This is a genomic window from Flavobacterium sp. ST-158 (assembly GCF_058309975.1).
This window is the reverse complement of the sequence record NZ_JBZEEN010000001.1, coordinates 893,798-920,134: the sequence shown is the minus strand read 5'-3', so window position 1 is coordinate 920,134 and position 26,337 is coordinate 893,798. Positions and strand designations below refer to the sequence as shown.

General features: G+C 36.2%; 20 protein-coding genes. 4 read left to right on the top strand and 16 right to left on the bottom strand.

The features are described 5' to 3' along the window. Positions 1-20: 20 nt before the first annotated feature. The 7 genes from AC4FRF_RS03945 to AC4FRF_RS03915 form a co-directional block, all read right to left on the bottom strand. Entirely contained in the window at positions 21-3,299 is a 3,279-nt protein-coding gene (locus AC4FRF_RS03945) for a glycoside hydrolase family 2 TIM barrel-domain containing protein (protein WP_491158157.1), read from the bottom strand. A gap of 234 nt (positions 3,300-3,533) precedes the next feature. Further along, positions 3,534-4,661 (bottom strand): glycoside hydrolase family protein, encoded by a 1,128-nt coding sequence (locus tag AC4FRF_RS03940; RefSeq protein WP_491158156.1) that lies wholly within the window; start codon positions 4,659-4,661, stop codon positions 3,534-3,536. A 58-nt stretch (positions 4,662-4,719) separates the two neighbouring features. Further along, positions 4,720-6,339 (bottom strand): hypothetical protein, encoded by a 1,620-nt coding sequence (locus AC4FRF_RS03935; protein WP_491158155.1) that lies wholly within the window; start codon positions 6,337-6,339, stop codon positions 4,720-4,722. 109 nt (positions 6,340-6,448) lie between these two features. Then, complete coding sequence (locus AC4FRF_RS03930; RefSeq protein WP_491158154.1) at positions 6,449-8,647, bottom strand: alpha-L-rhamnosidase-related protein; 2,199 nt, start codon at positions 8,645-8,647, stop codon at positions 6,449-6,451. 12 nt (positions 8,648-8,659) lie between these two features. Further along, positions 8,660-10,249 (bottom strand): sodium:solute symporter family transporter, encoded by a 1,590-nt coding sequence (locus AC4FRF_RS03925; protein WP_491158153.1) that lies wholly within the window; start codon positions 10,247-10,249, stop codon positions 8,660-8,662. Positions 10,250-10,261: 12 nt separating this feature from the next. Continuing rightward, the gene (locus tag AC4FRF_RS03920) at positions 10,262-11,332 is read right to left on the bottom strand and encodes a Gfo/Idh/MocA family protein (RefSeq protein ID WP_491158152.1); all 1,071 of its coding nucleotides are present in this window, start codon (positions 11,330-11,332) and stop codon (positions 10,262-10,264) included. A gap of 148 nt (positions 11,333-11,480) precedes the next feature. Further along, on the bottom strand, positions 11,481-13,985 hold the full coding sequence (locus AC4FRF_RS03915) for an L-rhamnose mutarotase (RefSeq protein ID WP_491158151.1): 2,505 nt from the start codon (positions 13,983-13,985) through the stop codon (positions 11,481-11,483). Between the two features lie 279 nt (positions 13,986-14,264). On the opposite strand from AC4FRF_RS03915, the gene AC4FRF_RS03910 reads away from it, so the two are divergent. Continuing rightward, positions 14,265-15,215: a helix-turn-helix domain-containing protein gene (locus tag AC4FRF_RS03910; protein ID WP_491158150.1), complete on the top strand. Its 951-nt coding sequence runs from the start codon at positions 14,265-14,267 to the stop codon at positions 15,213-15,215. A gap of 31 nt (positions 15,216-15,246) precedes the next feature. Here AC4FRF_RS03910 and AC4FRF_RS03905 read toward each other — a convergent pair whose 3' ends face one another. Beyond that, the gene (locus AC4FRF_RS03905; RefSeq protein WP_491158148.1) at positions 15,247-16,188 is read right to left on the bottom strand and encodes an HU domain-containing protein; all 942 of its coding nucleotides are present in this window, start codon (positions 16,186-16,188) and stop codon (positions 15,247-15,249) included. Positions 16,189-16,290: 102 nt separating this feature from the next. Here AC4FRF_RS03905 and dprA point away from each other — a divergent pair, with 102 nt between their 5' ends. Next, a complete protein-coding gene (gene dprA, locus AC4FRF_RS03900) occupies positions 16,291-17,391 on the top strand; it encodes a DNA-processing protein DprA (protein WP_491158147.1) in 1,101 nt (366 codons plus the stop codon). A gap of 77 nt (positions 17,392-17,468) precedes the next feature. Further along, positions 17,469-18,077 carry a hypothetical protein gene (locus AC4FRF_RS03895; protein ID WP_491158146.1) on the top strand — a complete coding sequence of 203 codons (609 nt, stop codon included), beginning with the start codon at positions 17,469-17,471 and terminating at the stop codon, positions 18,075-18,077. Between the two features lie 72 nt (positions 18,078-18,149). Here AC4FRF_RS03895 and trpS read toward each other — a convergent pair whose 3' ends face one another. Continuing rightward, positions 18,150-19,127 carry a tryptophan--tRNA ligase gene (gene trpS / locus AC4FRF_RS03890; protein ID WP_491158145.1) on the bottom strand — a complete coding sequence of 326 codons (978 nt, stop codon included), beginning with the start codon at positions 19,125-19,127 and terminating at the stop codon, positions 18,150-18,152. A gap of 282 nt (positions 19,128-19,409) precedes the next feature. On the opposite strand from trpS, the gene AC4FRF_RS03885 reads away from it, so the two are divergent. Continuing rightward, the gene (locus AC4FRF_RS03885) at positions 19,410-20,171 is read left to right on the top strand and encodes a lysophospholipid acyltransferase family protein (RefSeq protein WP_491158144.1); all 762 of its coding nucleotides are present in this window, start codon (positions 19,410-19,412) and stop codon (positions 20,169-20,171) included. A 50-nt stretch (positions 20,172-20,221) separates the two neighbouring features. Here AC4FRF_RS03885 and AC4FRF_RS03880 read toward each other — a convergent pair whose 3' ends face one another. From AC4FRF_RS03880 to AC4FRF_RS03850, 7 genes are all read right to left on the bottom strand, one after another. Beyond that, positions 20,222-20,641 carry a hypothetical protein gene (locus tag AC4FRF_RS03880; protein WP_491158143.1) on the bottom strand — a complete coding sequence of 140 codons (420 nt, stop codon included), beginning with the start codon at positions 20,639-20,641 and terminating at the stop codon, positions 20,222-20,224. A gap of 182 nt (positions 20,642-20,823) precedes the next feature. Beyond that, entirely contained in the window at positions 20,824-21,831 is a 1,008-nt protein-coding gene (recA, locus tag AC4FRF_RS03875) for a recombinase RecA (protein ID WP_491158295.1), read from the bottom strand. 178 nt (positions 21,832-22,009) lie between these two features. Next, on the bottom strand, positions 22,010-22,525 hold the full coding sequence (locus AC4FRF_RS03870) for an acyl-CoA thioesterase (protein WP_491158142.1): 516 nt from the start codon (positions 22,523-22,525) through the stop codon (positions 22,010-22,012). Positions 22,526-22,593: 68 nt separating this feature from the next. Further along, the gene (locus AC4FRF_RS03865; protein ID WP_491158141.1) at positions 22,594-22,977 is read right to left on the bottom strand and encodes a DoxX family protein; all 384 of its coding nucleotides are present in this window, start codon (positions 22,975-22,977) and stop codon (positions 22,594-22,596) included. A 5-nt stretch (positions 22,978-22,982) separates the two neighbouring features. Further along, entirely contained in the window at positions 22,983-24,131 is a 1,149-nt protein-coding gene (locus AC4FRF_RS03860; protein WP_491158140.1) for a DNA polymerase III subunit, read from the bottom strand. A 112-nt stretch (positions 24,132-24,243) separates the two neighbouring features. Continuing rightward, complete coding sequence (locus AC4FRF_RS03855; RefSeq protein WP_491158139.1) at positions 24,244-24,588, bottom strand: L-rhamnose mutarotase; 345 nt, start codon at positions 24,586-24,588, stop codon at positions 24,244-24,246. Between the two features lie 25 nt (positions 24,589-24,613). Further along, positions 24,614-26,257 carry an alpha-L-fucosidase gene (locus AC4FRF_RS03850; RefSeq protein ID WP_491158137.1) on the bottom strand — a complete coding sequence of 548 codons (1,644 nt, stop codon included), beginning with the start codon at positions 26,255-26,257 and terminating at the stop codon, positions 24,614-24,616. Between the last annotated feature and the right edge of the window lie 80 nt (positions 26,258-26,337).

The following is a 26,337-nucleotide window of genomic DNA, read 5'->3' as shown; positions in this document are numbered from 1 at the left end:
CGTTCCTCGCAATGACCTCATTAATACTTAAATTTCTTTAAACTATTTTCCAATCCGTTTTTTGCTTCCGCAAAAGGAAGGATATAAAAACTATATTGATAATCGCCCGAAGGAATTTGATATTTTTCCATAGGTGCTGCTACTGGTGACCAACTATCATTTCCGCCCACACCCATTTGTTTTAAATCGATATTTACCGTCAGGAAACCTGGATTCACGAGGTCAAAAGTATGTTTGGCATCATCCAAATTTTGTTGTGTGTAAGGCCAGGCACTCATGCTCAAATTGGTATTGTCTTTCACCACCACTAAACCGGAGTTTTTTGTTGAAGTAGTAAAAGCCATCCAACGTACTTCGGTACGATTAGCATTTTCTTGTGGCATTACATAAGGTTCAATGAATTTGTCAATTGGCAGCGAATATTTTCCAACCGTGAAACCAAAACTACGATCGCTGTAATTTTCTAATTCCCCTTTCCCGTACCATGAAATTTGGTCGAAATCCTGATTGATTCCCATTTGCATTCCAATTCTAGGAATGTTCGGCAATTTAGAAGACGCTTTGAGTTGGTAATCCACTTTTATTATTCCGTTGGGACTTATATTGTACACTACTTTTACCGCAGCACTGTCTTTAATGATTTCGTAATCACTGCTAATTTTTATTTCACCAGCTGATTGCTCCATTTTTATATTTTTCAACATTGGCTTAGCCAAAAACCATTGTTTCAAAACTTTTTGAGGTTTCCAGCCTTTACGATCGTTATCCGTTAAAGCACGGGTAAAATTTGGCATTAATGCGGATTTTAACTGCTCTTTGCCTTTGTACACATACGAACTCAAAGCTCCATTTGCTCTATTAATGCTAATGCTAAAATCAGTTCCGTTGATGGTGTAGGCTTCTTTCGTTTCTTGTAAATTGCTTTTTTGTTTGGCTTCCGCCAAAGTAACTTTGGCTTTCTTTTGCAACAAAAATTGGTCTGTAGCCACCGCATAACCTTTAGCTACCCAAAATTCGTCTTTCGATAGTTGAAATTCGATATTCAAAAAGTATTCTGAATCCGATTTCATTTTAGGAAGGTATTTTTTCACATCTAAAATAAAATCAGTTCCGGCAGGAATATTCAATGGTTTTAAAACTACTTCCTTAATCACATTTCCATTCTCTAAAACTTTCAAAACAGGAATAAAATCACTTAAATTTTGGACCGTTTGTCGGTTGTGAATGGTCAGTTTATCAGTATTTAAACTAGAAGTCGCAGGCTGATAAATCCATTTGTTTTCATACATAGCTGCTTTTGGTCTTCCGTCAGAAGATACCATTCCGTTGATATTGAAATTTCCATCGTGTTTTTTCTCTCCAAAATCACCTCCGTAGCCAAAATATTCCTGACCCGTTTTTGGATCTTTTCTAAGCAAACCCTGATCTTTTAAATCCCAAATACAACCACCAATAACTCTTGGAGTCGAACGGAATTCATCCCATAATTCTTTTAAATTCCCTGTAGAATTCCCCATCGAGTGCGCATATTCAACAAACAAAATCGGACGGGTGTCTTTCTTTTGATCTACCAAAAACTTAGGTGTAAAAACTCCTGGATAAAAACGGCTTACCATATCTACATAAGGTTCGTCTTGCGGATTTTCATAGCGATGGGAATGATCAACGGTTTTAGGATAACGCGGATCCAATGGATCGATATAGCCATCCAAACGTGGATTTCCCTGAGCTGGCTCATAATGTACCGGACGTGTAATATCATAATCATGTGTCCAGGCTGCCATTGCCGCATGATTGGGTCCTTTACCCGATTCATTACCCAAACTCCACATCACAATACTCGGATGGTTTTTGTCACGATGCACCATTCGGGTCATACGCTCCAAATAAGCACTGGTCCACAGTTGATCATTGCTCAAATGACCTCCCAAACCATGGGTTTCCAAATTGGCTTCGTCCATGACCATCAGACCGTATTTATCGCATAATTCATAAAAATAAGGATCATCGGGAAAGTGAGAAGTACGCACAAAATTGAAGTTGAATTTCTTCATCAGTTTTACATCCTCTTCTAAATCCTGGTGATTCACTGCTTCACCCCGAACAGGATGATGCCCATGATGATTGACGCCATAGACATAGGTTTCTTTTCCGTTGATGAGCATTTTACCATTTTCTTTCGAAAATTCGATAGAACGGAATCCTAATTTGCAACTTTTCACCTCGCTAATACTTCCATCAGGATTTTTTAAAGTCATTACTAAAGTGTACAGATTCGGTTTTTCGGCGCTCCATTTTAATGGGTTTTTGATGGTTTCCTGAAAAAAACCAAAACGCACTTTGTCCAATCGTGGCGATACTTCTTCAATGATTTCAGATGCCTTTCGCACTAAAGCTTTTTCAAACAAAGGTTTATTTTGAGCATCATACAATTGTACTTCAAAAGTTTGATTTTTGATGGTATCTCCTGTAAAATTATCCAAACGCGGACGCAATTGAAAAACGGCGTCTTCATAGTTTTTGTCTAATTTAGTTTGGTAAAAGAAATCGGCAATGCGCAATTTAGGCTCTGCCATGATATACACTTCACGTTGAATTCCGCTCAAACGCCAATGATCCTGGTCTTCTAAATACGAACCATCGCTGTAGCGCATGACACGAACCGATAAGGTATTTTCTCCTTTATGAAGATAAGGGGTAATATTGAATTCAGACGAATTAAAACTATCCTGTCCATAACCTACAAAATCGCCGTTTACCCAAACCTGAAATGCCGAACTAACGCCCCCAAAATGAAGACTAACGGTCATTCCGTTCCAATTTTCAGGAACGGTAAATTTACGTTGGTACGAACCTACAGGGTTATCGTCCTGAGGCACGAAAGGTGGATTTACCGGTCGGAAAGAATACACGGCACTTTTATAAATCGCCATTCCGTAACCTTTCATTTCCCAGTTGGATGGTACTTCGATTTTGTCCCAGCCTTTTACTTCGTTTTTATAAAAATCCTGAGGTGCGTCCTGTAAGTTTTTGGCAAATTTAAAATCCCAGTCGCCATTGAGCATTTTTATTCTGCTTTTAGCGCGATTTCCTTCTAATGCATCAGCAACCGTGGCATAAGAGTATGAAGTTGCTCTTGCCGGTTCTCTGTTGATGCTGGTAATCATTGGGTTTTCCCAGGGATTAAAGGAATATTTCTGCGGAATTCTTGGAATTCCGGCAGGTTCACCCGTAACCAGTTGTGCCTGTATTAGGCAAGAAGTTAATAAAGTAAAAACTAGTATTTTAAATTTATTCATGTTAGAATACTCTATTGGTTTATTTCAGGCAGATTCTGCAGATTTTGCAGATTCTATTCTTTTAAATTAATTAATTTTTAAATGCCAAAAAGCAATCAAAAGCTTCATCTTTAGCCCCGATAGCAGTGGAAATCCTTTTCTTTTTTTATAAAAAAGAAAAGATTGAAACGAATAGCGGGACTGTTGTTTCGGATAAATCCCCAATCATTCTGCTCCAAAACTTGCTATTTATGCTTATTTCTTCTTTTTCTCTGGCGGAGCAACAAAATTCAATTCGCTTTTCCCTAAATCCTTAGACGTTGCTACGGCTATCCCTCGTTGTTCTGCTTTGTTTACAGCACAATAAAAATGATAAACCACACCATCGTGTTTTACCACAAAAGATTTGTGTGCAAATAGATTATCATAAGGTTCTGAGGACTCCACTAAATTGTCGCCTTCCCAATCTTTCCAATGAATTAAATCGTTTGATACAGAAAAGCGGTTAAATGCACCCTGATCCCAACCCGTCCAAAAAGCGCCAAAATAAAACATCACCCAAGTATCATTAATGCGCTGAATATAAGCATCTCCTGAGATTCCTCTATGATGATTGATTAAAGGTTTATCGCCGTAACGTTCCCAATGTTTCATATCGTTAGACACTGCCATTGCAATACGCTCAGCTCCTTTAGCAGGATTCAAACTATCGCCACGGGCATTGTAATACATAATGAAATTGTGTCCTGTCAACTTCTCTTTGTCACGAATCACACTATTTTTATACATGGTGCTATTGTCCCACCAACGCACATCTTTGTCTTTTGGAGTAAGCACCGGATCGGGCAAACGTTCAAATTCGTGGGGTTTTGTTGGAGATTCTTTAGTATAGGCCATTCCGATTGACAAAACTCCTGCTTCGTAACCTTTAGTATTTCCGCCAAAATAACTCATCCAGTATTTGTCATCGTATTTATTCCATTCATACGAACCGCCCCAAGTGTAATCCTGCAAGGCAATATATCCTGCTTTTTGATTCACATCCCAATGCGTTTCATCCTTAGAAAAAGACATTACTTTTCCAAGGTGTTTCCAATTTAGCAAATCGTCACTTTCAGCAAGCCAGGTTTCATAACCTCTTCCGTCATAAATCAAATAGGTCATGAACCATTTTCCGTCTTTACGAAATACAGAAGGACAATCCATTTTATAAGAGTTGTCTGTTGGCACCATTACCAAACCGTATTTATAAGGCGTTTTGATTTCGTTGTAAATCTCATTCATTACGGCATCAGTGATTTCACGCTTCTTGTAATGTGTGGCACAACTGGCTAACAAAATTGTTGCTATTGCAATAAACAAATATTGTATTGAGTTCTTCATTTCCTGCTCTTTATGGACAATTCTTTTGTCTCTTATCTTTATTCTTTTCTCTCTATTCTTATTTCAATTCCTTCAATCGCTGCTCCATCACCTCACGATTCAATTTTAATTTCACCATTCCTGTTGGATGGAAACGTTTTTTCAAATCGATAGCATTGTACACGATGGTATACACATCATTTCCTTCGGGAATCAAACACAAAGGAGTACGCATGATATCCCACCATTTATCAACCTTAGTTTCTATTGGCCAATAATGAGCTTCCGACCAATTTACTCCGTCTTTAGAAAGCGTATAGCCCATCATATTTGGTAAATGATGTCCCCAACCGTCCGGACCTCCATCAAAAACAGCGATGTATAAACCATTTGGTAGCTGACTCACAATTGGATTCTCGACAAACATGGGGTGAATGGATTTTATAGGTTCCAAACCTTTATTTAATCTTGTCCAAGGACCTTCTAAACTATTGGATTCTGCTAAAGCTACAAACCAGCCTTTTCCGGATTTTTTAGGGTAGTCGGCCCAAGAGGCAAAAGGATAAGCACCACTGTAAAATCCAAAGTATTTATCGCCTACTGGATAAGGAAAAAAAGAAGCTACGCCCTGACGCCCTTCCCAAGGTTGTGAATCCAATCCAGGTTCCATAATGATTCCGATATCTTTGTAAGGACCTGCAATTCCGTCAATACCTGCTACCGTTGATTCGCAACGCCAAATGCGACCAAAAGAGTGATTGGGTTCTATTTCTTTATGAACGGTATAAGCCAAATAATAGCCGTACCATTTATTTGCTTTTTCACTAAAAACCGGCATATACGACCAAATTGCCGCACGACGATCGTTCATAGGATTATCATCTTCGGTAACTGCATAAGTTCCGCTGGCCTGTAAAATAGTCGATTCGCGTTTCCAATGAATGGCATCTTTACTCGTCCAGTGCCCAATTTTGGTCTTTACACGATCATAGTACATTTCCACTCCTTTTTCTCCGGCTCTTTCCGTTGGAAACATATGATAGGTGTCGCCCACTTTTACCACACGACCGCCTTCAAAACCACCTTGAATACCTTCTGTACCAGGAAAACCTTCGTCGATAACCGGTTTATTTTCGCCACCGATAATTTCGAATAATGGTTTTTCATCTGAAAATCCTTCCACGATAAATGTCGGATTCCACAGTTTCCCATCTGGAAATTCGGCTTTTCGTGCTACTAAAGCCTGCTTCATTTTGACCACACCTAAAACTGCAAAAAGTCCTTTGGCGTTGGGTAAAATAGTGTGAGTTCCTTTTTCATACGAAAGCGCATAAACATTAACAGCTGGCAATCCTGTGATAGTTACGCCATTTTGCAACAATAAAGTCGCTTTGTAAGGGGAATTATCTAACTGCAAAAATTGCTCATTTTTTTCCTGAAAAATCCCTACCAACACCACCGATTTTTCTTTTAACTTAAGACGCAAAGGCGACTTTGTTCCGTTTTTGTATAATTCTAACGGAATTTCAACACCTGTTAATCCTTCTAATTCAGGTGCTAATCGCACAATATTGTTTTTACTATTTGAAAAAACATGCGCATATTGAGTTGTTTTGAATGTCTTGTAGTTAGACTTCACCACTTCAAAAGAAGCGGATTGCCATGCAATGTTTTGAGCGTTTACGAAAGTAAAGCACATTATAGACACTATTAAAAAAGTATATTTTATTTTTTTTAACCACATAGATTCATAGATTTTTAAAGACTTTGTGTAATTATTAGTGTGATTGCTTCGTTCCTCGCAATGACTAAATTGCTTTATAACTAATTTGGTAATTCACATTAGGTTTTACCGTTAATTGATATTTGTTTTTTCCTAACGCAACAACCGTTCCTGAATTGGTTTTTGGCTTGCTTTTACTTTCAATAATTAACTTCCCTTCGCCTTCAGCGGCTTTCACTTTGATTTCAGATTTGCTGATGTATAATGAAACTTCGCCTTTAGGTGTTGGTACTTTTCCTTCCATCCACTGCAATCCACCTAAATTAGGTTTGATTTCATATTCTGCATAACCCGGAGCGGTTGGTTTTACACCCAAATAATATTTTCCTAACAAATAAATCGGGCTGGAACCCCAGGCATGGCAAAGACTTTTTCCATAAGGACGCCCGTACATCGCTAAATGTTCGGTTCCTTTTTTGTTTGGGTTGTATTCTTCCCAAAATGAAGTAGCGCCTTCTTTTAACATACCACCCCAATAGTCTTTCATTTCTTTCAGTACATAATCCTGTTCGCCCATAGCGCACAAGGCTTCTAATTCGTAAAAACGCATGTATGGTGTGGTGATTTGTAGCACATCATCATTCAACAATACCTTATTTTTGATACTTTGTTTTTGTTCTTCATTAAAATAATTAAAGAAAATCCCAAACATATTGGCGTATCTGGTCACAATATCCTGCATTTTACCATCGATACGTTGGTGCTTCATGACATTTTCTTTTTTGTCCCAAAACACATCAAACAATTTAGTTTTTAAATCATCTGCTAATTTTTTATACTCTTTTTGGTCCTCTTTTTTATCTGCAATTTCAGCACTAACTGCCATGGCTTCTAAACTTCTGGCTAGAAGCATTTGCTCAAAACTAACCTCACCTGTTTTTGGTAATCCGTCAGCCCAGTCAATAAAAACCCAATCTCCTTCTAAAGGTTCCAGGAATCCGTTTTTGTTTCTTCTTTCCAGACAGAAATCCATCAATGATTTCATTCGCGGATAAAAGGTTTTGATAAATTTTGTATCGCCCGTGTGCAAATAGTAATCGTAAACCCCCACAAACCAATACAGCGAATAATCCATGATGATATTAATATGAGCCGTTACAGGTTCTTTTCCTCGAAGTGCTAAAAGTGTTCTTTCTACAGAAGCCGAATCAAAGAATAAATAATAATTCATCAAATAACTCTGATAAGCATCGCCGGACCAAACCCAGCGGTCACGCTTGATTCCGTCTATAAAAAATTCACGAGATGTTAAATGCATCGTGTAAGCCGACACATCCCAAATTTTATTCAATTGTTCATCCGATGATTTGAATGCCCCACGATAGTCTAATGGCAAATATTCATACAACATTGAAATCGAATCGTATTTTACTGTTGGATCTGCTTGTACCCGAACATAGCGGAAAGCTTTGGACCCGTCATGCGTGTAGGTTGCAGACTGTTTCCCATCAAAATACAAATGGTCTAAGGTTTCGCATTTGGCCGTATCCAGCGCTTCCTCACGAGATTCACCATAATACAAGGCTAGTTTACCTTTTCCTTTTAACCCGTGAATTTTAATGTAACCAAAAGTTTCTTTTCCAAAATCGACCAACTCACCAGTTCCAATTTTTTCTGTTTTTTTGGCATTCCAAGGCGTCGTTGTTAGTTTAAACTCTGAAGGTTTATGCTCCGGCGAATCAAAATTCCAGAAACCAACAGGCACCCATGGCGTACCGGATTGTTGCGCTTTTCCATTTTCATCAATCCACAATTTATCTTCATTGGTCACCTTCCATGATGCGTCTGATTTCACATATTTACCGGCAATATAAATAGCGGGCAACACTTCCTGATTGTAAACTTTAAAGGAAATTTTGTGCTTCCCGGCAGGAATTTTTAAAGATTTTGGTTGCCCATAAATCTGAACACCATCCAAAAGTAACTGAAAAGGTCCTTCGGTGAAGATTTTTACCTCATCGGCTTCCGGGATGTCTACTTCTGTTTGAAAAGTGACTAAGGCATACGGACTATAATATTGCCAAAGCGGTGGAAATACCGCTTCACGTTCGGTACGTCTAACCTGCATTTTGTTACTTAACCAAACTTCAAAATCACCAGGATACCAAATCCACGTTGCTTTGCTATCATTTGACTGTGCAAAACTTGGGAAAGAAGGAAATAAAAGTACGATTGCAAAAGCAATAAGCCACACATTTTTTCTCAAGGAAGCAGTGTTTTTCATATTTATTTGATTTTAATGTCCATTAAAAATAATATAAAGCGCTACCATAACCAAAGTTAACAGCACCCATAATATCTTAACCTGTTTGTCGGGTTTAGCCGCAGGATTGATTCGTAATAAGGTTTGATGGTCTTTTTGCCCTGCTTTATCGGTAATGGTAATAATATAAGCCAACACAGAAAGTCCTACAAAAATGTAAAATGACAATAATAAGAAATGAGGCCACTCATACACTTGATTTGGAAAAACCCATAAGTACAAAACCCCTGTTCCTAAACTGATAAATGTTCCTAAAGTCAATACCAAATTAGCTGCTCTTGTGGTAGTTTTATTCCAAAGTACTCCAAACAAAAATACCACCGACATTGGCGGAGCAATAAATCCTAGAACCGATTGGAAAATATCAAAAAGGTTCAATCCTTTAATGCTATCTATCGCTAAAGTGATTAAAATGGCCAATAATGAACCAAATAAAGTTACTAGTCTTCCTATTTTAACAATTTCTTTGTTAATCGCATTTGGTTTGTGATTTTTCACATAAACATCCATCGTGAAAACGGTACTCAAAGAATTCAATGCCGAACCAATAGTACTAATTAATGCTGCAATCAACACCACAATAATCAATCCACGTAAGCCCGCCGGAAACAATTGGGTAACCATCGTCATATAAGCTTCGTCCGGATTTTTTAAATGTGGAAACAAAACAAAGCATACAATTCCAGGCAAAATAAACAAAGGCACATCCAGAATTTTCAACCAACCGATAAAGTTGGCTCCTAATTGTCCCTGTTTTAAATTTTTGGCTCCTAAAATAGATTGTACCATAGATTGATCGGTACACCAGAACCAGACTCCCATAATAGGATATCCTAATAAAATGGCAACCCAAGGATAGTTTTTATCGTCTGCCGGTAATAATAAATTCCAATATGAACCTGGAGTACTGTGATAAATATGTTCTAATCCTCCTGCTTTATTAATCCCCATTACTACCAATAAAAGCGAAACGGCTATCAACAATAACATTTGGAAAACATTCGTATAAGCAATCGCTTTTAATCCTCCCGCTGCCGCAAAAAAACCAGAAAGCACCACCATCAATATCACCGAAAGATACATGGGCATATCCAACAATTGTTTCACCAAAACCCCACCTGCAAATAAGGTTAAAGACAACCATGAAATCAAAATCGTAATCAAGGTGTACCAAGCCAAAATGTTTCGGGTTGAATCGCCAAAGCGTTTTCCCATAAATTCGGGCAATGTCAGTACTTTAGCTCCTAAATATCTTGGTGAAAAAACCACCGCTAAAAGCAGAATAAAAATAAAGGCATACCAGGCAAAATTACCTGCAACAATACCGGTGGTAAAACCCACGCTCGCCGAAGCAATCAGCATCGAAGGGCCTACATTAGTTCCCCACATATTCAAACCGATACTTCCCCAACCTAAGGTGTTTCCTGCCAGAAAAATACTCTCATCCTCTGATTTTTTATTCTTTACAAAAGAAATATAATAGCCAAATGCAATCAACACCAGAAGATATCCAATAACTACGGCATAATCTATGGGTTCTAAAAAACTACTGATTTTACTCATACAAATTGGGTTTTATAATTGAATATCATATGCTGCTAATACATCAGCAATTTTTACTGGCATTCCAGTTTGTAATGTTCTGTCCATTGCCTGTAACAAAGCCACGGTTCCAATTCCTTCTTTCATATCCGGATAAGCGGTGAAACCTTGCTCAATACTATCGGCAAAATATTCTAAATAATTTTGGTATTCACCTCCATGATGACTTTGTCCCTCAAAACGGAAATAGTATTTTATAGTAGCATCACCCCAGTGAATGATTTTTTCTTCGCCTTCTTTATCAGTAACCGAATAACGTAATTCATGATAATCCGCCTGACTTGCTCCTTCGGTTCCTCTTAAAATAACTGACATTCCGCTGTCTCTTTTGGTTGGCTGTGTTGGCGAAGTATACACTCCACTAACTCTGGCAATTCTACCATCCGTTGCTTTGAAAATAAAATGCATCGTATCTTCGTTTTTCAACCCGGCAGTTTTTCCGTTGCTGCTGATCATTCCGTAGCCCATTACTTCTTCGATATTGGGTAAATACCAACGAATGAAATCAACAGGATGACTCAATCCACCATACAACCATTTGAAAGATTGTAACAACGACCATTCTTTCTTTAAAAACCAGCGGTGGTCTGCGTGATAATGGGATTCAATGGTAATTAAATCGCCAATAACTCCTGCTTCAAAATCTTTTCTTTGTCTTTTAGCAGGTTCAAAGAAACGCGAACTTTGACCTACGAATACTTTCTTTCCCGTTTGTTCGCTCAATGCAATTAATTCTTTGGCTGCAGCCAAATCATCAATAAATGGTTTGGTACAAACTACGTGTTTGCCATGCAATAAAGCCTGTTTTACATGTTCGGCATGCAAATGATCCGGAGTATAAATAGCAATGATATCAATAGCCTCATCCTGCAACAAATCATCATAATTCGTCGTGTAATGCGGTAAATCAAATTCCTTTGCACGTTGCTTGCACAATTCTTCATTTCTGTCACACACTTTTACCAGTTCTACTTTACTGCTTTCTATTGCGGCTGACATGGTACTGCGTCCTTCTCCAAGACCTAAAATGGCTATTTTTAACATTTATTCGTATTTAAATTGTTTTTTGCCACAAATTCACAAATTATTTCTTTTTTAATCTTTGTCATTACTACTCCACTAATTTTAATAGAAATTCGTGAGATTATAAGCTAAAATTAGTGATGCCATTCGTGAATTCGTGGCTTTATTTTTATTTTATATTTTTCAGTAAAATCCAGGTTTCTCCCGCTTTTGCATCATCAATTCCGGTTTGGTATTTTTTCATCAAAGCATTCCAATCGTCTACTCGCGGATTGTTTTCGGTAGTTTTCGGATTTAATTTATCCAAATCTTCTCCTTTTGGAATACTGATCACCAACATCAATTGACGACCATTTTTGAAAACCTGCAATTGTTGAAAATCGGCATTGCAAAAACCTTTGGCTATTTCCGGCCATTTTTCAAACTGGGTTTTATGGTAATCCAAATATTCCTGTTGCATTTTTGGATCCTCAACCAAATTTGCGGTCAACACAATATTCTCCCATTCCGAAGCGGGTTTAACTCCCGGACATCTTTCAAAATTTTGAAAATCATAAACCAGATTTTCATAAATTTTTATTTGCAAATCAGGAAAAGCCAAAGCTAATTTTCTCTTGGTTCTTTCCGGCTGATTCATCAAACCATAAATCACCAGATGATTTTCCCATTGGTACAATTCTTCGCCTACAATTCGGAAACCTTTTATGGTCGATTTGATTTTTGCAACATCAAAATCCTTTCCTATCAATTCGATGGCAACTGATTTTGGCATTTCCTGTAATCCCCAGGATTCGTCAATGACCACTTCTTTTCTCAAATTGGCAAAAGGCGCACGAATTCCGGCGTTTTCTTTTACAGCAGTACTTACAAACTGATTGTTATCCTGCCAAATATTACCTTTCGGACCATTGTTGTTTTTTAATATTTTCTGAATTGGAATCCAGTTGTTTTTAATGGTAAAACCCTGAGAACCTTCATCGGTGTACAAATACAACCATAAAAACGGATCGTGAGCATACGGGCTGTAATATACCTTGTCAATATAATTTTCCTCTATTCGGCTATCTGGCTGAGAAGAAAGCGTATAAATCCCAGCTACATCGTGTAAATGCTTGGCATAATGATGAATTTTGTTTCCAATGATTTTGTTGTTTCGCATCACATTTTCGGTATGTGTCCAACCCCAACCCATCGAAATGCCGCTATAAGCCACATCCGAAATTTCATTGTGTGCAATGGTTATATTCTTCACAAATCCGGCTGCAATTCCTAAGCATCCCCAATCATCATTGGCTACATTGGTAATTAGATTATCTGCAATCAATTCGCTAGTGCAAACTTCTCTTTCGTCTTTTACTTGTAATGGCAAATGCGATTCATATGCCTCTTCTGAGAAAACACCTAAACTGATTCCGTTTCCACCAATATCTTTAAATAGATTTCCTTGTACAATATTATGATTCGTTCCTTTGTTCAAATCCAATCCTGTAGAAGATAAATGTTCAAAACTACAAGATTCAAATACGGTATTATTCGCATAATTTACTTCTACAGCAGCTCTTGGTCGGCCTACCCAACCCTGATTTTCCAAAGAAGCCTGATTAGGCGTTCCCGGGATTTTTAATTTGTAGGCATCCAGCAAATACATTCCGGCCTGTAACGGTACATGACCTTGTTGTGATGGACGAAGCCAGTTGCTATACTGAAAAGAAATACCTTTGAATTTCACATTATGAACCGGTCTGTCTATAGTTCCTTTTATATCTACCAAATTTTCAAGAACAGGTGCGATTACTTTGGCAGTAACCATATTCTCGCCTGCTCTTGGAATATAGTAAATCTTCGCATTTCTTCTGTCCAGATACCATTCACCCGCTTCATTCAACATTGACATTCCGTTATTTAAAAAGAAGGCAGAATTTCCATTATTTTTAGAAATCCAGGGCGCTGGCCAGGGATGCTCGCTTTGAATGCGACTTTCCGGTTTTTCAAATGAAAGTCGGGCGCTGTCCTTAACTACTTCGATATTTTTGATTCGCAAATGAGCGATAGCCCACCATTGCACGATGAACATTTCCATGCCTGGCTCATATTTCACCGATTTATCTTTAAATGGAATCCAACAGGTTTCAGTTTCCTTTTCCCAGGACAAAATTCTTTCCATTTTATTTCCGGCAGTGCTTTTTGCTCGAACTGCTTTTACACCATTTACCCAAAGTTGGCGGTAATTGATCACTTCCCCTGCGATTGTTGGCGCATCAGCAACCCATACGGTTCCTTTCTTCAAACCATTGATAGCAGCGGTTGATTTTTTCCAATTGTTAATTGCAATTCCACCGTTAAAAACAGGTTTTGCATTGACATCCGCCTCAATGGTAGTTGGACTATCAGCAGTTCCAGAATCTTCCGGTCTGACAAACAAAGGCTCATCAAAATAATACGTACCGTCTTTTATGATAATATGAATACCTCCTTTTACTGAAGCATCTTTCAATCGACGTAATTCTCTGGCTTTTCTTAAGGCCATATGAACAGTAGCTAGCGGATTTGCTTTTGTTCCTTCATTGGTATCTTTTCCGTTTACAGCTACCCAAATATCGGCAGCTTGCATAGAAAACACCGTAAAAAAGACGACTAAAAAGGAGAAGAAATTATTTCGATTTTTTAAAAACATAAACTATATTTTAATTACAATTGACTTCAGATTCTTATTTGTTTACAACTCCCATTTATTATCTAAAAACAAAAATGTAAACGTTATCATTTATAAAGTTAAAAAAAAGCCTTTCGACTCTAATCTTATTGATAATAAATAAATTGGGTTGGCCAAGATACCGATTTTAATACAAAAAAAATCATATTTTTAAACAACGGTCGATTTTATAAAAACAGATAGTATTCTAATAAATAAATTTAATAATTATCTTTATACCAATTTAATATAAAATATTTTATGAATTCCTTTTTATTGCCAAAATCACTCAAACAGAAAGACGAATATGGTAATTATGGTGTTTGGTGGCATGAAAACAATCCTGGACCACTAAAAAACCTTCCGTTTATACGTCAATTTGGTAGTATGAAATTCTCCAAAGTGCGTATTGATGACAGCATGCGTCCCCACCTGAATGACGGAATTGAAATTCATTACGTAAATAGCGGAAAATACGATTGGGTTATTGAAGGCAAAGAAATTGAATTATTACCCGAAAATTTATCGGTTACGGCACCCTGGCATGAAAACGGAAGCATTTCGGGAATTATGGATATTGGTCAAATCAATTGGATCATCATAAAACCTTTTGAATATGTCGAAGGAAAATCTTTAAAGCTTGGTAATTGGAGTAAATTATCGGCAGCATTTCAACAAAATTTGGGCGAAATGATAGGCGATGCCAATAACGCCGTACTTGAAAAGGCAAAAAACTTCAAAAAATATTTTGACGAATTGCGCAACGAATTGGCTTACCAAGAAGAAGGTTTTGAAATTAAGGTGCAAAATATTCTCGAAAATCTTTTTATCGATTTGCATCGCCAACTCTCAAACAGAATTCAAAAAAATCAAGAAAGTGACAGTTTTATAGACAAGTTAAGTCAATTAATTGAAAGCGATTTTACTAAAAAATGGCATATTGAAGATTTAGCTTCTGCTTTCAATATGGGCAAAACCAAATTTACTTATGAGGTTAAAAAACTTACCGGATTTCCCCCGAACAGTTTTATTATAAGCCTCAAACTAGAAAAAGCAATTGCATTGATTAAAGGAAACAGCACGATTAGTATGGCTGAAATTGCGTATATCTGCGGTTTTTCGTCGTTACAGCATTTCACTTCTACCTTTTCGCAGCGCAATGGAATTAGCCCTCGAAAATATCAGATTCAACAACAGAAAAAAAGGAAATAAAAAAGCCTTTCCGTTAAGAAAGGCTTTGTATTTATAAGGATTCTACCAGTAACCAAGCTTCTGGATTGTCTGATTCACGAACTTCGTTTTTAACTTTTTGAGCTTCTGCATAAGTAGCAAAACTTCCGTAAAGCACAGGATAAAGACCATGTTTATTAACCTCAAGTCTTCTTGCTTTAAAGCCCATTTTTATTAATTTATTAAACACATGCTCGGCATTTTTTTCATCTCTAAAAGCACCCGCAACCACATGATAAGGCATTTTTAGCTCTTTTTTTGCTTTTACAGAAAGGGTTACAGGAGCCATTGGACTTTTAATAAAAAAAGTAGCTTCTTGAATTTTGTTTTGTACTTGTTTCTGAACCGCTTGTTCTACTAAAACCGTTTGAGCTTCAATTTGACTTTGATATACTGAATAACCAACACTTGAAGTCAAACCTAATCCTAAGATAAAAATCGCTGCATATTTTAAATAAGAACGACCGTTTCTTTCTTCTGTAACCAAGGAGATAACTTCTCTTTCTTCAACAACAGTCTCTTCTTGAACCGCTTCACGTTTTACAACTGGAGCAATAAAAGATCCTAAACCAAAAGAACTTGTTAAATAATTCTTTTGTTCTGTAGGAGTAAAAATCAAGTTCCCAGTAGCGTTCATTGTAAAACTACCTACATTTTTAACCGTCAAACTTTTGTTTTGTTCCAATTCTTTTTTCCAATTCAAAACTTCATATTGAATAGCGCTTATAGCGTATTCATAAGATGTTTTCTCCGTTCTAGCAATATGATTCGCTAATAACCCATCATTATTTTTAATGTTAGTATTAAAAGAAATCAATTTTTTAGGAGGAAAAAAGGAATTTACGCTTTCAACCCATTGAGCCGATTGAATTTCAGTCAAAAAAGCACCGAAACCTGGAACGGTAACACATTGATAACGATATAAAAGTTGGCCTATGTAGTGTTCTATATTCATAGTTACAAAGTTATACAACCAAAATAGTTATCAAAATTTTATTCACAATTTTTATTAACAATCTGACGGAAAATTTATACTTTTCAGTTTCAAATATTTAGCATGACAACATCCGATTTATTTTACACACTTGCTTTACTAAGAGTTGAAGGCGTAGGCGACATCATGGCAAAAAAATTAATCGGCCATTGTGGTTCGGCGGAAGCGGTGTTTAAAACCAAAACCAATCAATTGGCTGCAATTGATGGTATTGGAACCATGTTGCTTAAAAACCTAAAAGACCAAACTGTTTTTGATAAAGCCAATAAAGAATTAGAATTCATCCAGGCGAATAATATTAACGTAGCTTATTTTCAAAACGAAAATTATCCTGACAAACTCAAACATTGTGTTGATGCACCCGTATTGTTGTTTACCGCTGGAAATATCGATTTAAAAAACAGAAAAATAATCAGCATTGTGGGAACGCGCCAAATTACTTCTTACGGAACTGAATTTTGCAAAAAACTCATTGAAGATTTAGCACCGCTAGATCCGGTGATTGTTAGCGGATTTGCTTATGGGGTCGATATTGTTGCCCATCAATTGGCAATGGAAAATGATTTGCAAACCATAGGCGTACTGGCTCATGGTTTGAACCAAATTTATCCCAAAAACCACAAGAAATACATGGCAAGAATGGAACAAAATGGCGGTTTTATGACCGAATTTTGGAGTTCCAGTAATCCCGACAAAGAAAATTTTGTAAAAAGAAACCGCATAGTAGCCGGAATGGCAGAAGCTACCATAGTTATCGAATCGGCAGAAAGAGGCGGTTCTTTAATTACAGCCAATATGGCGAATGATTACAATCGCGATGTTTTTGCCGTTCCGGGTCGCACCACCGACAAATACAGCGCCGGCTGCAACCACCTTATCAAAACCCAAAAAGCAAATGTATTGACCAGTGCCGCCGATTTGGTTTATATGCTCAATTGGGATATTAAAGAAGAGTCAAAAGCAGTTCAAAAACAATTATTTGTTTCCCTCGACAATGACGAACAAAAAATATACGATTACCTTTTAAAAACAGGCAAAGAATTAATGGATATTATTGCGCTGGAATGTGAGTTTCCTATTTACAGAGTTTCCAGCATTTTATTGAATATGGAACTCAAAGGAGTAATTAGACCTTTGCCTGGAAAATTGTTTGAGGCGATTTAATTTGACAACTTTTAGAAAGTTGTCAAATTTTAAAAAACCGCAAATTCGCAAATTTTAACTTTTTAGACCCTTAAAATATGAAAAAAATACTTTCGATCTTATCAATACTGATCCTGAGTTGTTCATCAGATAAATATGATTTTGAAAACATAGAAATCATGTCTTATTATTATTACTACGATGATAATTCAAAATGGGTTGTAGACAGAATACTCTATTCTTCTATCAGCCCAAACGGACTTTCCCAAACAATAAGAAAAACAAAAGCCAAAGGTGGAGAAATATATTATGAATCAAAAATAAATCCTGAAATTTTAAATCAAATTATAACAGAAACAAAAAACAAGGATGAAAGCTATTTTAAGCACTTAAAAGACACAACAACTCTCCGAATATATTGTGGGCCAATAATCCGCTTTAAAATAACTGACAAAAATTCAAAAACACTAAGTTTCATCTTTGAAGAAGACAATAAAATCTCAAAATTCAGCACATATTACAAATTATACAAAAAACTTTTTGAAGACACTTTAAACATTAGATATAAAGATGATTCATTCAATTTAAAACAAAAAGAATTTGAAAAATTTGCTATAAAGAGAGATATTAATGAATATCCTTTACCACCTCCACCAAGCATGAGAGTGAAATTTATAAAACCAAATTTGAAGAATATAAACCAATAAAAAAAACCGCAGATTCGCAGATTATTCAATCATAAATAATTTGCGAATCTGCGGTCTATATTTATTATAAAATTACTTTACTATAAATCCCAATTTAGTTCTTACTCTAGCCAAAACACCATTGGCTACAGCCGAAGCTTTTTCAGCACCTATTTTCAACAAAGCATCAACTTCTTCTAAATTGTTGATGTAATAGTGGTACTTTTCTCTTTCGGTTTTGAATTTTTCACAGATTAATTCAAACAAAGCCTGTTTGGCGTGACCATAACCATAATTTCCACCTAAATAATTAGCACGCATCGTTGCAACTTGTTCTTCATTCGCTAATAAAGAATAAATAGCAAAAGCATTACAAGTATCCGGATTTTTAGGTGCTTCTAGCGGTGTACTATCCGTTTCAATGCTCATTACCTGTTTGCGCAAGGCTTTATCATCTAAAAAAATATTAATAATATTATTAGCCGATTTACTCATTTTTCCTCCGTTAGTTCCCGGAATCAACATATTGCTTTCTTCAATTTTAGCTTCAGGAAGCACAAAGGTTTCTCCCATTTGATGATTGAAACGAGAAGCCACATCACGTGTAATTTCAAGGTGTTGCAATTGGTCTTTACCCACAGGAACAAACTCGGCATCATACAATAAAATATCAGCAGCCATCAACATTGGGTATGAAAACAAACCTGCATTTACATCATCCAATCTATCGGCTTTGTCTTTGAAAGAATGAGCCAAAGTCAAACGCTGAAACGGAAAAAAACAGCTTAAATACCAAGACAACTCTGCCGTTTGCGGCACATCCGATTGTCTATAAAAAACTACTTTATTTACATCTAATCCAAAAGCAAGCCAAGCTGCAGCAACACTATAGGTATTGTTTCTTAAGGTTTCTCCATTCTTTATTTGGGTAATCGAATGTAAATCGGCAACAAAAATAAAAGACTCGTTATCTGTTTTTTTTGTTAACTCAATTGCTGGAATAATTGCTCCAAGTAAGTTTCCTAAATGTGGTGTTCCTGTGCTTTGAACTCCGGTAAGTATTTTTGCCATTGTATTTTTTCTTGAACGCAAAGTTCGTAAAGATTTTTATTTTTTACTGCAAATTCGCAAAATTTAAAAAATTACTTGAATTCAATTTTATTGAACACATAAGTCATATAAGTTTTTTTGAATCATTGTTACTCAAAGGAATTAAAAAAAGAGCAGTGACTTAAATAAACTTAAAGTACATCTAAACCTTAAAGCAGTAACAAAATAACTTAAATGACTTATACGGTTTAAAAGATTCATTTTTATAAAAATGATAACATTTGATTCCTTATTTTTGAAGACATGAAAGGCATAAAAATAATTTCTTGGACACTGTGGCGCATCTGGTTTTACATCCTTATGGCTATCCCTATTATCATTATGTTTCCATTTTTGATCTTGTCCATTCTTACCGAAAAAGGCTATCCTTACTTTTTTGTAATGGCTCGAATTTGGGCCAAATTCATCCTCTTTGGTATGGGATTTCATTACAAAGTAGAAAGTGAACAGGAAATAGATCCCAATAAAAGTTATATGATTGTAGCCAATCATACCTCGATGGCTGATATTATGCTCATGCTAGCGGTCATTAGAAATCCTTTTGTTTTTGTAGGCAAACAGGAATTAGCTAAAATACCCATTTTTGGTTTTTTCTATAAAAGAACTTGTATATTGGTTGACAGAAGCAATTCAAAAAGTCGAATGGCGGTTTTTACAAAAGCACAAAAAAGAATCCAACGCGGTTTGAGTGTTTGTATTTTTCCTGAAGGAGGAGTTCCTGATGACGAATCTATTGTTTTAGATCATTTTAAAGAAGGCGCTTTTAAATTAGCCATCCAACATCAAATTCCTATTTTACCCATCAGTTTTGGAGATAACAAAGAACGTTTTCCTTATACCTTTTTTGCAGGAAGTCCTGGAATTATGCGTGTTAAAATACACCAGCAAGTTGAAACATTAAATAAGACGGAAGCAGACAGAAAAGAAATTAGAGAAAAAATAAGAAGCACTATTTACATGCAATTACTAGCTTTTGATTCCAACAAAAAAGTAGAAACAGTATAAAACAAAAAATCACCTTAATAGGTGATTTTTTGTTTTTAAAGTCAAAAGAATTATTCTTCGACAACAATATCTACTTCTTCAAATATATTTTCGCCTGCATCATCATCTCCTTTATAGAATTTAAAAGTGTAGGTTCCTGCTTCAATTGGAGCAAAATTAAAAGAAACTTCAGTCAATGGCTGAGTCGAATTATCAGAACAGCTTTCCCCATTTTTTTTATCCGATAAAATACCAATGATTCTTTCTTTTGTATCCTCTACAGCATAATAATATATCCCTCTGTAATTATAACAAGCTGTAGGTTTTTCATATTTTAATTTCACTTGATAAGTTTCTCCTACAGTTAAAGTACCTTCAGGCAAAGTATAACTATCAACTGGTAAAACATAATTAGTATACGTATCTGGATCACCCACACTACAACTTAACAAGGTGGTCATTAGGACTAAAAATAAAGCAATTTTTTTCATTTTTTTCGAATTTTATAAATTAACAATCTATCGTTGGTTCTTCAATAAAGACCACATTACATGAAAAAGGTTGCTTTATCAAACGTATTTTTTTCAAAAAAATTACATTTACACTTCTCATCAAAAACAAAAAAGCCCGGAAAATACCGGGCTTTTTTTTAGAATATCAAAAAGACAAATTATTAATTTTCAGCTAATTCTTTAATTCTAGCTTTAATTTTTTCTTCTAATTCATCCGCTAATTCTGGATTGTCTTTAATTAACGATTTTACAGCATCGCGACCTTGTCCTAACTTAGTTTCACCGTAGCTAAACCATGAACCTGATTTTTTTACAATTTCGAATTCTACTGCTAAATCCAGGATTTCTCCTGTTTTAGAAACTCCTTCTCCATACATAATATCAAATTCAGCCACTTTGAAAGGAGGTGCCACTTTGTTCTTCACAATTTTAACCTTGGTTCTGTTACCTAAAACATTTTCCCCATCTTTAATTTGTGTAGAACGACGAATATCTAAACGTACCGATGCATAAAACTTTAAAGCATTACCTCCTGTAGTAGTTTCTGGATTACCAAACATTACACCGATTTTCTCTCTCAACTGGTTAATAAAGAAAACAGTACAATTGGTTTTACTAATTGTTCCTGTTAACTTTCTCAATGCTTGCGACATCAAACGCGCGTGAAGACCCATTTTAGAATCTCCCATTTCGCCTTCAATCTCACTTTTTGGAGTCAAAGCAGCAACCGAGTCAATTACAACAATATCAATAGCCCCAGAACGAATTAGGTTTTCAGCAATTTCTAAAGCTTGCTCCCCATTGTCTGGTTGCGAAATAATTAAATTTTCGATATCAACACCTAATTTCTCTGCATAATTTCTATCAAATGCATGTTCCGCATCAATAAATGCAGCAATTCCTCCTGCTTTTTGCGCTTCGGCAATAGCGTGAAGCGTTAAAGTAGTTTTACCGGAAGATTCTGGTCCGTAGATTTCAATAATTCTTCCTTTTGGATATCCGCCAACTCCAAGTGCTAAATCCACACCTAAAGAACCTGAAGAAATTACATCAACTTCTTCAATGGCCTTATCCCCCATTTTCATAACAGTCCCTTTTCCGTAAGTTTTATCTAATTTATCAAGGGTAAGCTGTAAAGCTTTTAACTTGGCTTCTTTCTCTGTACTCATCTTTTCTTTTAGCTTTTCTTTCATTAAGTTAATATTGCTTTTATGGCGATCAGAAGCCTAAAAAAGTAGTTTACTTCTTCTAACTTCTATTGTTTTCTTTTTTTGTGTTTGTAAAAATACTTCTTTTTTTGATGCAAATTTTCCGTTTAAAAAGATTTCGAATCAAAAAAATAAAATCTTACGCAAACAAAGCTTTCAACTCCGTTGCTTCGCTAGCTTTCATTTTTCCTGCCAAAACCAAACTCAGCTGTTTGCGTCTTAGTGCTCCGTCATACCGTTGTTTTTCTATTTCGGTTTCCGGAATAATTTGAGCTACCTCCACTGGTTTTCCTGTTGCATCCACAGCTACAAAAGTATAAATAGCTTCGTTAGCCTTAGTCTTTACTCCAGAAACTCTATCTTCGACCCAAACATCAATGTAAACCTCCATCGAACTCTTGAACGCTCGAGAAACTTTGGCTTCAATAGTTACCACACTTCCTAACAAAATAGCTTTAGTAAAAGCCACATGATTCACAGAAGCCGTAACAGAAATGTTTCTCGAATGACGCTGCGCCGCAATACTAGCTGCGCGATCCATCCGAGCCAATAGCTCACCTCCAAAGAGATTATTGATATGGTTAGTTTCACTTGGCAAAACCAAATCAGTTAATACCGTTAAAGATTCGGATGGATGTTTAGGAGTTAAAGACATAATCTTATTTGATTTCAGAACGTTGATTAACGATTTTAAATTTCAGATTTGGTTGGAATGATGAATATCTAGTTCAACCAATATACCGCCATTACAGCTGGAATAAAATAAATTACAATGGTTCTTGCCCCATCATAATCCTTAGCTAATCGTTGTCCAAAAAGCATCATCAATAAAGTAATTGCAGAAAATACTGCTCCGTAAAATCCAAAAATTCTTCCGTTGCTAACATACAATTCGATACAGCCAACAAAACACAGAATAGTAGAAATTAATTCCATAATAACGAGATTGATTAAGGCTAATTTCACATGATTTTTAAGTCTTGTTTTAGCAAAATGTTCTCTCAACCAAGTTAAATTATCCTCCCAATAAAAAAGCTTTTCATAACTAGATTGCAAATAGGTAATCCCGAAAAAAACCAGAATTAAAAATGAAGCTGGATTATTCATACTCGTTATTTTTTATGGATTAAACGTGTTAATTTGATTGATAAATCAGTTAAAATTAATTTAGCATTTCCGTTGCGTTCAATATGATACATAGCATCCGAAAGCTCTTTAAAAATATCTTCAATATTATTACCATTTACAAATGGTGCAAAATTTTCTAATTTGAATTTATCGACTTTTGGTTCAAAATAAACCAAATCAGGAGTTTCATAATTAATCAACAAAGCTTGACGAAACATCTCCATACAAAACTGCAAAAACTTCTTTTGGGCTTCTCTTCCTAAAGCAGCAATTTTTTCGCTCCAAAGAATTAAATCCTGAATGGCAGCCGCATCTTTTTTAGCCTTAAAAGCGGCACGAACCCAGGTAACAAACCATTGCTCAAACGGATGTTCTTCGTCTTTGTCACGCAACAAATGCAAAGCAGCATTGTAATTCCCCTGTGCCTGATGCGCTAATTTTGCAGCAAACTTGGTATCAATTGCTTCACGAGCGACCAAAGCATCTGCTATAACCGCTTCGCTCAATCCATTGAAATGTAAAATTTGGCAACGCGAACGAATGGTTTGAATAATATCTTCTTCGTTTTCTGAAATCAGAATAAAAATAGTTTTCTCTGGTGGTTCTTCGAGTAGTTTTAGTAATTTATTAGACGCTGCAATATTGAGTTTATCGGCCATCCAGACAATCATAATTTTATAACCGCCTTCATAGGCTTTTAACGAAAGTGATTTCAAAATTTCCTGAGCATCATCTACTCTAATTTCCCCTTGTTTGTTTTGAACACCTAAAACAGCATACCAATCAAACAATCCACCATATGGATTTTGAGTTACAAATTCTCTCCAATCGGCAATAAAATCAATACTTTTTGGGTTTTTCTTTACCTCATCGGTAGTAACGGTTGGGTAAGCAAAATGCAAATCGGGATGCGATAATTTTTGAAATTTAATATTACAGGATTGATTATCGCCATTATTCTCTCCATCAGCATTACCACATAAAATATATTGGGAATAAGCAATTGCCATTGCCAGCGTACCACTACCTTCTGGACCAACAAACAATTGTGCGTGCGGAATTCTTCCCAAATCGGCACTTCTGGTGAGATGGTTTTTAATGTGTTCCTGTCCTAAAATTTCTGAAAACTGCATAAGGCAAAGATAGCAGAAAATGGATAAGTCTAAAATATTAGATTATTAAAGTTTCTACACGTATACAGCTTGGTTTGGAGGTTGAAAAAAAATCAATTGGAACAGATTAAACTTAAGGTAGTTTATAAATCTGTTCCATAGGCAACCATTTTTCTCCTTCTTTTGCTCCCGGAGGTGCTTGTTGAAATTGCCACATCAATTTTTCCCATTCTTGCACTTTGGGGTTATTCAAATCCATTTTTTGTTTGCGTTGCGGAGTATAGTTTTCATCTACTTCCATTATCATAAACAAACGGTTAGCAAGAATATAAATTTCCATATCTATAATACCTGAATCCTTGATACTTTTAGTGATTTCAGGCCAAGCATTTTCCTTTGAATGATAGCGTTTATACTCTTCTATCAACTTTGGATTATCAATTAAATCACAGGCGTAACAAAATTTTCTTGAGGTCATAATTTTAGATTTCATTCAAAGAGTATTACACAATCTCCAACACATTTGCATAAGAAGCTTCCGGTTTTTGATTTCGAAAAAAGACTTCAAGAGTATCAGCATGTTGTTTAAACTTTAGCTTCTCCCCTGTACTTACTAACCTAATCTGTCTTATTTTCTTAGTATGATATTGAGATTCTTTACCTAAACTTTTAATAGTAACAGTTCCACTTTCTGGCCACGCCATTACGGTTGCAAAAAGTGTTTTGTCTTTTTGTGCAAAACGAATATCCTCAGACGTATACGGTTTTCCTTTTCCTTCGTTAAAACCCTGGGCAGTTAAAGCCCCAGCACTTGCTTGTTGCGGACCTTCACCAAAAATTTTCCAGGGACGCGTACCGTAAATACTTTTGCTGTTCAGTTTCATCCAAACACCAATTTCTTTTACAATAGCTCGTTCTAATTCATCGATACTTCCATCGCCACGCACCGGAATATTCAACATTAAATTTCCGTTTTTACTCACTACATCCACTAGCGTATGAATAACCGTTTTAGCCGATTTATAGCGTTTGTCATTATAGAGCCTTCTATCATAATGCCAGTTTCCAATACAGGTATCTGTTTGCCAAGGCAGCGGTTCGATAGTATTACTTTGTCCTTTTTCAATATCCCAGACCATGGCTTTACGCTGCTGCTCATCCAAAATTTTACCTGTAATTACAGTCTGAACTGCGTTGTTTTTTTGAAGACTTTTATTATACATGTGTGCTGCAATACGCAAACCTACATTACTAACAGGCCACAAAGGCAATGCTGTATCGTCAAAATAAATCATATCCGGATTGTATTTATCAATCAGATCAATGGTTCTATCATGAAATTTTTCACAATATTCCGGGGTTGGTATGGAAGCTCCATCTCCCCAATCCCACTGGCTGTGAACAGATGAATCACCCGAGGGTTTTGCACTTAATTCATGATTTTGTGCATATAAAGCCTGAGGATCTAAACCTTCCCACCAAGTTCCTTTTCCATCTGTCTTAGTCAATTTCCCATCATAAGGCACTCCTGCCAAAGGACCATTTTTATCCGCTCCCTGAGAAGTATCATACCAATTCCAGGCATGAGCAGCGTGGACGCTCACAGCAAAAGGCAATCCCGCTTTTCGGGCTGCTTTTTCCCATCCGGCTATAATATCTTTTTTAGGCCCCATTTTAGTCGAATTCCAATCAGGCTGATATTTACTGTCGTACAAATCCAGATTATCATGATGATTAGCCATTGCCATAAAATATTTGGCTCCGGAATCTTTGTATAAATTCACTAATTCTTCCGGATTCCAATTATCTGCCTTCCATACTTGGATCACATCTTTAAATCCAAATTTGGATGGATGACCGTATTTCTCCACATGAAATTTATATTGTCTCGAACCTTCTTCATACATTCCTCTCCCGTACCAATCACCAGCTTCGGGTTCACACTGAGGTCCCCAGTGTGCCCACATTCCAAATTTGGCATCACGAAACCAATCCGGTACCTGATATTTTTCCAGCGAATCCCAGCTAGGCTCAAATGGTCCTTTGAAAGCAGGAGTATTAAGTATATGGGATTGTCCCAATAAAGGAGACAAATAAAGTCCAGCCATTGCTGACACACCTAATTTTAAAGCATTTCTTCTGTTCATCTATATATGATTTGAATAATATTATTTATTTCCGATTTTATTAAATTACTTTGTTTTAAAAACCAACATTAAAATCAAGA

Coding starts and splice junctions, on each gene's coding strand:
- AC4FRF_RS03945 (WP_491158157.1), bottom strand. CDS start 3,299: ATGAATAAATTTAAAATACTAGTTTTTACTTTATTAACTTCTTGCCTA.
- AC4FRF_RS03940 (WP_491158156.1), bottom strand. CDS start 4,661: ATGAAGAACTCAATACAATATTTGTTTATTGCAATAGCAACAATTTTG.
- AC4FRF_RS03935 (WP_491158155.1), bottom strand. CDS start 6,339: ATGTGCTTTACTTTCGTAAACGCTCAAAACATTGCATGGCAATCCGCT.
- AC4FRF_RS03930 (WP_491158154.1), bottom strand. CDS start 8,647: ATGAAAAACACTGCTTCCTTGAGAAAAAATGTGTGGCTTATTGCTTTT.
- AC4FRF_RS03925 (WP_491158153.1), bottom strand. CDS start 10,249: ATGAGTAAAATCAGTAGTTTTTTAGAACCCATAGATTATGCCGTAGTT.
- AC4FRF_RS03920 (WP_491158152.1), bottom strand. CDS start 11,332: ATGTTAAAAATAGCCATTTTAGGTCTTGGAGAAGGACGCAGTACCATG.
- AC4FRF_RS03915 (WP_491158151.1), bottom strand. CDS start 13,985: ATGTTTTTAAAAAATCGAAATAATTTCTTCTCCTTTTTAGTCGTCTTT.
- AC4FRF_RS03910 (WP_491158150.1), top strand. CDS start 14,265: ATGAATTCCTTTTTATTGCCAAAATCACTCAAACAGAAAGACGAATAT.
- AC4FRF_RS03905 (WP_491158148.1), bottom strand. CDS start 16,188: ATGAATATAGAACACTACATAGGCCAACTTTTATATCGTTATCAATGT.
- dprA (WP_491158147.1), top strand. CDS start 16,291: ATGACAACATCCGATTTATTTTACACACTTGCTTTACTAAGAGTTGAA.
- AC4FRF_RS03895 (WP_491158146.1), top strand. CDS start 17,469: ATGAAAAAAATACTTTCGATCTTATCAATACTGATCCTGAGTTGTTCA.
- trpS (WP_491158145.1), bottom strand. CDS start 19,127: ATGGCAAAAATACTTACCGGAGTTCAAAGCACAGGAACACCACATTTA.
- AC4FRF_RS03885 (WP_491158144.1), top strand. CDS start 19,410: ATGAAAGGCATAAAAATAATTTCTTGGACACTGTGGCGCATCTGGTTT.
- AC4FRF_RS03880 (WP_491158143.1), bottom strand. CDS start 20,641: ATGAAAAAAATTGCTTTATTTTTAGTCCTAATGACCACCTTGTTAAGT.
- recA (WP_491158295.1), bottom strand. CDS start 21,831: ATGAGTACAGAGAAAGAAGCCAAGTTAAAAGCTTTACAGCTTACCCTT.
- AC4FRF_RS03870 (WP_491158142.1), bottom strand. CDS start 22,525: ATGTCTTTAACTCCTAAACATCCATCCGAATCTTTAACGGTATTAACT.
- AC4FRF_RS03865 (WP_491158141.1), bottom strand. CDS start 22,977: ATGAATAATCCAGCTTCATTTTTAATTCTGGTTTTTTTCGGGATTACC.
- AC4FRF_RS03860 (WP_491158140.1), bottom strand. CDS start 24,131: ATGCAGTTTTCAGAAATTTTAGGACAGGAACACATTAAAAACCATCTC.
- AC4FRF_RS03855 (WP_491158139.1), bottom strand. CDS start 24,588: ATGACCTCAAGAAAATTTTGTTACGCCTGTGATTTAATTGATAATCCA.
- AC4FRF_RS03850 (WP_491158137.1), bottom strand. CDS start 26,257: ATGAACAGAAGAAATGCTTTAAAATTAGGTGTGTCAGCAATGGCTGGA.